The sequence below is a fragment of the uncultured Anaerotruncus sp. genome, assembly GCF_902490045.1.
Taxonomy (GTDB): domain Bacteria; phylum Bacillota; class Clostridia; order Oscillospirales; family Ruminococcaceae; genus Anaerotruncus.
Genome location: NZ_CABUCJ010000163.1, coordinates 1 through 4,154, shown reverse-complemented (window position 1 = coordinate 4,154; position 4,154 = coordinate 1). Strand labels below are relative to the sequence as shown.

The 4,154-nt window shown below is 64.7% G+C and carries 6 protein-coding genes; 3 read left to right on the top strand and 3 right to left on the bottom strand.

Going from position 1 to position 4,154, the window contains the following annotated elements:
* Together RDM88_RS12020 and RDM88_RS12015 are read left to right on the top strand one after the other, a co-directional pair.
* A partial coding sequence (locus RDM88_RS12020; protein WP_308755067.1) for an ASKHA domain-containing protein occupies positions 1–504 on the top strand: 504 nt, incomplete at its 5' end.
* A 21-nt stretch (positions 505–525) separates the two neighbouring features.
* Positions 526–987: a pyridoxamine 5'-phosphate oxidase family protein gene (locus RDM88_RS12015; RefSeq protein ID WP_308755066.1), complete on the top strand. Its 462-nt coding sequence runs from the start codon at positions 526–528 to the stop codon at positions 985–987.
* Between the two features lie 135 nt (positions 988–1,122).
* Here RDM88_RS12015 and RDM88_RS12010 read toward each other — a convergent pair whose 3' ends face one another.
* Genes RDM88_RS12010 through RDM88_RS12000 form a run of 3 tightly spaced genes read right to left on the bottom strand, consistent with a single transcriptional unit; the run spans position 1,123 to position 2,864 of the window.
* Complete coding sequence (locus tag RDM88_RS12010) at positions 1,123–1,647, bottom strand: DUF6125 family protein (protein ID WP_308755065.1); 525 nt, start codon at positions 1,645–1,647, stop codon at positions 1,123–1,125.
* Positions 1,648–1,664: 17 nt separating this feature from the next.
* Positions 1,665–2,492 (bottom strand): MYG1 family protein, encoded by an 828-nt coding sequence (locus tag RDM88_RS12005; RefSeq protein WP_308755064.1) that lies wholly within the window; start codon positions 2,490–2,492, stop codon positions 1,665–1,667.
* Positions 2,493–2,531: 39 nt separating this feature from the next.
* On the bottom strand, positions 2,532–2,864 hold the full coding sequence (locus tag RDM88_RS12000) for a GIY-YIG nuclease family protein (RefSeq protein ID WP_308755063.1): 333 nt from the start codon (positions 2,862–2,864) through the stop codon (positions 2,532–2,534).
* 129 nt (positions 2,865–2,993) lie between these two features.
* On the opposite strand from RDM88_RS12000, the gene RDM88_RS11995 reads away from it, so the two are divergent.
* On the top strand, positions 2,994–3,995 hold the full coding sequence (locus RDM88_RS11995; protein WP_308755062.1) for a WYL domain-containing protein: 1,002 nt from the start codon (positions 2,994–2,996) through the stop codon (positions 3,993–3,995).
* Positions 3,996–4,154 lie beyond the last annotated feature (159 nt).

Here is a 4,154-nt window from a genome sequence, read left to right as displayed (position 1 = left end):
CCGCGCGGCATCTGCGGGACCGGCGCGGTCAGCCTGCTCGCCGCGCTGCTCGAGCTGGGCGCCGTCGACGAGACCGGCCTGCTCGACGAGCGCTATGGGGAGGCCTTCCCGCTCGGCGGCGGGGTGGTCCTCACCCAGCGGGACATCCGGCAGTTCCAGCTCGCCAAGGCCGCGATTGCGGCGGCGATGGATACCCTTTTCGACGCGGCGGGCCTTTCGCCCGCCGACATCAAAACCCTCCACATCGCGGGGGGCTTCGGCAGCGCGATCGATCCGCGGGCCGCGGCGCGCATCGGCCTCATTCCGCCCGCGCTCGCGGACCGGGTGTCCGCGGCGGGCAACGCCGCCGGGCTGGGCGCCTGCATGATCGCATCCTCCCAGCGGGCGCTCGACGACGCGGAGGCCCTCGCGCGGGACGCGCGGGTGCTCGACCTCACCGAGAGCGCGGTTTTCAGGGAGCGGTTTGTGGAGGAAATGCTTTTGGGAGTCCCCGGGGAACCCTGAAATATGAAAGGAGCGGCTGACATGGCAGGAAATCGATTTTTGGACGAGCGGGAGGCTTACCGCATCCTCGCGGAGGGGGAGTACGGCTTCCTCTCCCTCGTCACGCCGGAGGGCGGGCCCTACGGCATCCCGCTCAACTATGTCTGGCTCCCGGAGGAGCGGTGCGTCTTCTTCCACTGCGCGAAAAGCGGGCGGAAGCTCGACTGCATCAGGGCGCATCCGGAGGTCTGCTTTACGGTGGTGGGGACGGCGCGGGTGATCCCCGAGCGGTACAGCACCCGCTATGAGAGCGCGGTCTTCACCGGGACCGCCTCGATCGTCACCGACCCGGCCGAAAGGCGGGAGAAGCTCGACCTGCTCGCCCGGCGGTTTTCCCCGGGCGACCCGCGCAGGGAAGAGGTCGTTGAAAAATACCTGCCCGCCGTCTGCATCTGCAAAATCGCCCTGCGCACGGCGAGCGCCAAACGAAACCCCGGGGAATAGTACAGGAGGCCGCCCACATGGGCGGCCTCCCGCTCGTTTTGGCTCAATGGGGACCCCGCCGCACGGACGGCGCTCTGCCCGGCCGCGGGAGGGCCCGCCTGAACCGAAAGTTTTGAGGGGGCCGGGGGAACTTTTTCAAAAGTTCTCCCGGAGGGTGAAGCGCCACACGCAGCGGCTCGACTCGTCGGTCATGTCGGGATAGCAGCTGACCGCCTCGGTGGTGATGCGCGGGTCGATGATCTTCGCGAAGTTGGCGTACTCGACGAGTCCCACCGGCTTGCAGGGGTGGTAAGGCATCCCCTTGCGGGCGCGCGCGTCCTGCACGCGGCAGGACCGCACATAGAAGGTGAGGGTGTTGCCCTCGAGCACCGTCTCGTGGCGGTTGAGCGGCGCGTAGAGCCGGAAGGCCAGCGCGCGCCGCAGGCCCTCGAGCCCCGCCAGCTCGGGCAGGCCGAGGAATTCCTTGATCCGCCGCGCTTCGGTTTCGGTGAAGCGCGCCCACGCGTTCACGTCGTGTTCGACCGCCTCCTCCATGCCGCGTTTCCGTTCGATCGACTGGAACCACAGCCCGTCGAGCGCGAGCCAGTTCTTGGAAAACATTTCGCACAGCTCGAGCAGCTTTTCCCGCGGCAGCTCCTGAATGGATTCGTATTCCGTCATCATCGTTTCCTCCGTCTCTATTTTTCCCGCCGCGCGGCTTCGCACGCGCGGACGGCGTCCTCCAGCGTTCCCGCCGCGATCAGGAACCGGTTGTTGTGGCAGAATCGCAGCGTCGCAATCCCGGAAATCCGGGGAAGCTCCTCCTCGGTGCGGCCCGCCCACCGCGCGGGAAAGGGATGCTTGAGGCTGTGCGCCTCGTCGTCGTTCGGCACCGCCTGCGCGCTGTAGCCGCCCCGCTGGGAGGGATAGACCACAAATTCCGCAGGGGAGGGTACGAGCGTCATCTTCCAGGGGGCGAAGGAGGGCAGGATCACGATCCCGTCCTTCATTTCACCGAGCGCGCGTTCCACGAGCGCGCGGGCGCGCTGGATGCTCCAGACGCCCTCGAAGCGTTTTTCCAGGATCACCTTTGCAAAGGCGACCGCCTCCTCAAAGCAGTCGTCGGGAGACCTGCCCGAATCCCAGCTCGGGTTGAACGCGCCGACCAGCCCGGCGATCTCGCTGCCGCAGCCGGTGTTGTCGTCGAGGTCGAGCGGCTGGATGAAGTGGAAGTCGAACCGCTCGGCCTCCTCGGGACCGACCAGCTCAGCGCCGAATTCCTTCCACAGCAGGCCGAACGCCGCGTAAGGCACGCCGTTGGGCCGCACGGGCGCGTTTTTCTGGTGGTGGTCGAATTTTCCCCACCCGATGTCGAAGACAAGCCCGTCGAAGCCGTCGGGCACGTCGAAGGCCCGGGCGATTCGGATGGACGGGTTGAGGATTTTTAAAAGCGCGGCCGAAAAAACGTCGTCCGCGTGGAACCTTCCGCCGTGCGTCAGGGCGGCGCTGGGGATATTTGCCGTCATTTGCCTTCCTCCCATGGCACAGGGGTGCGGGGCGCCCGCCTATGCGTCCCGAAGGGACGCATGGCCCGCGCTTTGCGCGGGCGTCGTCTCAAAAAGTTTCTTTTTGAGACGATGGCCGGCCCCCTGTGCGATCAGCGCGAGCTTTTGGGCCCGCGTCATCTGTTTGAGTTCCCACTCGCGGCGCATGGCTTCGGCTCTGGTGCCGAACGCCTCGCGGTAGACCATCTCCACCGGAAGCCGCCCGCGGGTGTATTTCGCGCCGCGGCCCTCATTGTGGGCCTCCAGGCGGGCCGCGGGATCGTTGGTCCAGCCCGCGTAAAGGGTGCCGTCCGCACAGCGCAGCAGGTATGCATAGCATGTCCCGTTTTCCATGCCAGAAGCCTCCCTCCGGTCCGCACTGCTTTTATGATACCACGCGGGACCCGGCCCGGCAAGAACAAAAAGAGGGCTGTTTATTGGACAGGAAATTTGTTACAATGAAAGTGGAAAGGGGGCGGGGAAATGCCGAAAAATCCGAACCAGAAGCTGAAGCTGCTCTATCTCATGAGGATTCTGCTCGAACGCACCGACGACGAGCATGGGCTCACGCTGCCGGAAATCCTCGACGAGCTCGACGGATACGGCGTCACGGCGGAGCGCAAGAGCATCTATGACGATCTCGAGGCGCTGCGCGTCTATGGACTGGACGTCGAGCGCGCGGGGCACAAATACTTCATCGCGAACCGGACCTTCCAGCTGCCCGAGCTCAAGCTGCTGGTCGACGCGGTGCAGTCCTCCAAGTTTATCACCCACAAAAAATCCACCGAGCTGATCAAAAAGGTGGAAAGCCTCGCGAGCGTGCACGAGGCGCGGCTGCTCCAGCGGCAGGTATTTGTCACCAACCGCATCAAGACGATGAACGAGAGCATCTACTACAACGTCGACAAAATTCACGCGGCGATCACGGCGGGCGTGAAGATCAGCTACCGCTACTTTGAATGGGCGGTCGATTTTTCGGAGGAGGGGGGGCCGCTCAAAAAGCAGTTCCGCCGCGATGGGAAACGCTACCGCATCAGCCCGTGGGCGCTGACCTGGGACGACGAAAACTATTATATGATCGGGTTTGACGGCGAAGCGGGCATCATCAAGCACTACCGCGTCGATAAAATGGCCGAGATCCAGCTCACCGCCGAGCGGCGGGACGGGCAGGCGCATTTCGACCGGTTCGACATGGCGCTCTATTCCAAACGGGTGTTCGGCATGTTCGCAGGCGAGGAGGAGACCGTCCGTCTGCGGTTCGCCAACCATCTGGCCGGCGTGGTGCTCGACCGCTTCGGCAAGGACGTCTTCCTTTCGCGGGCGGACGACGCGCATTTTAACGCCACCGTCAGGGTGCAGGTGAGTCCCCAGTTTTATTCGTGGGTCTTTGGGTTTGGCGGGGAGGTCAAAATTCTTGCCCCCGGGCATGTGGCGCAGGGACTCTGCGCCGCCGCGCGGGAGGTCCTGGCCCTTTACAGCGAATAGCCCCGCGGCACCGTGGCTCTCACGGTGGGGGACTATAAAAACAGATTTGCCGGCAGGCGGCCGCCCGGAAGGGCGGCCGCTTTTTTGCCGCTCATCGAGCGGCGGAGCATGTCGGTAGTCGACCGACAGCGACCCCATTTCTTGTACGGACAAGAAATA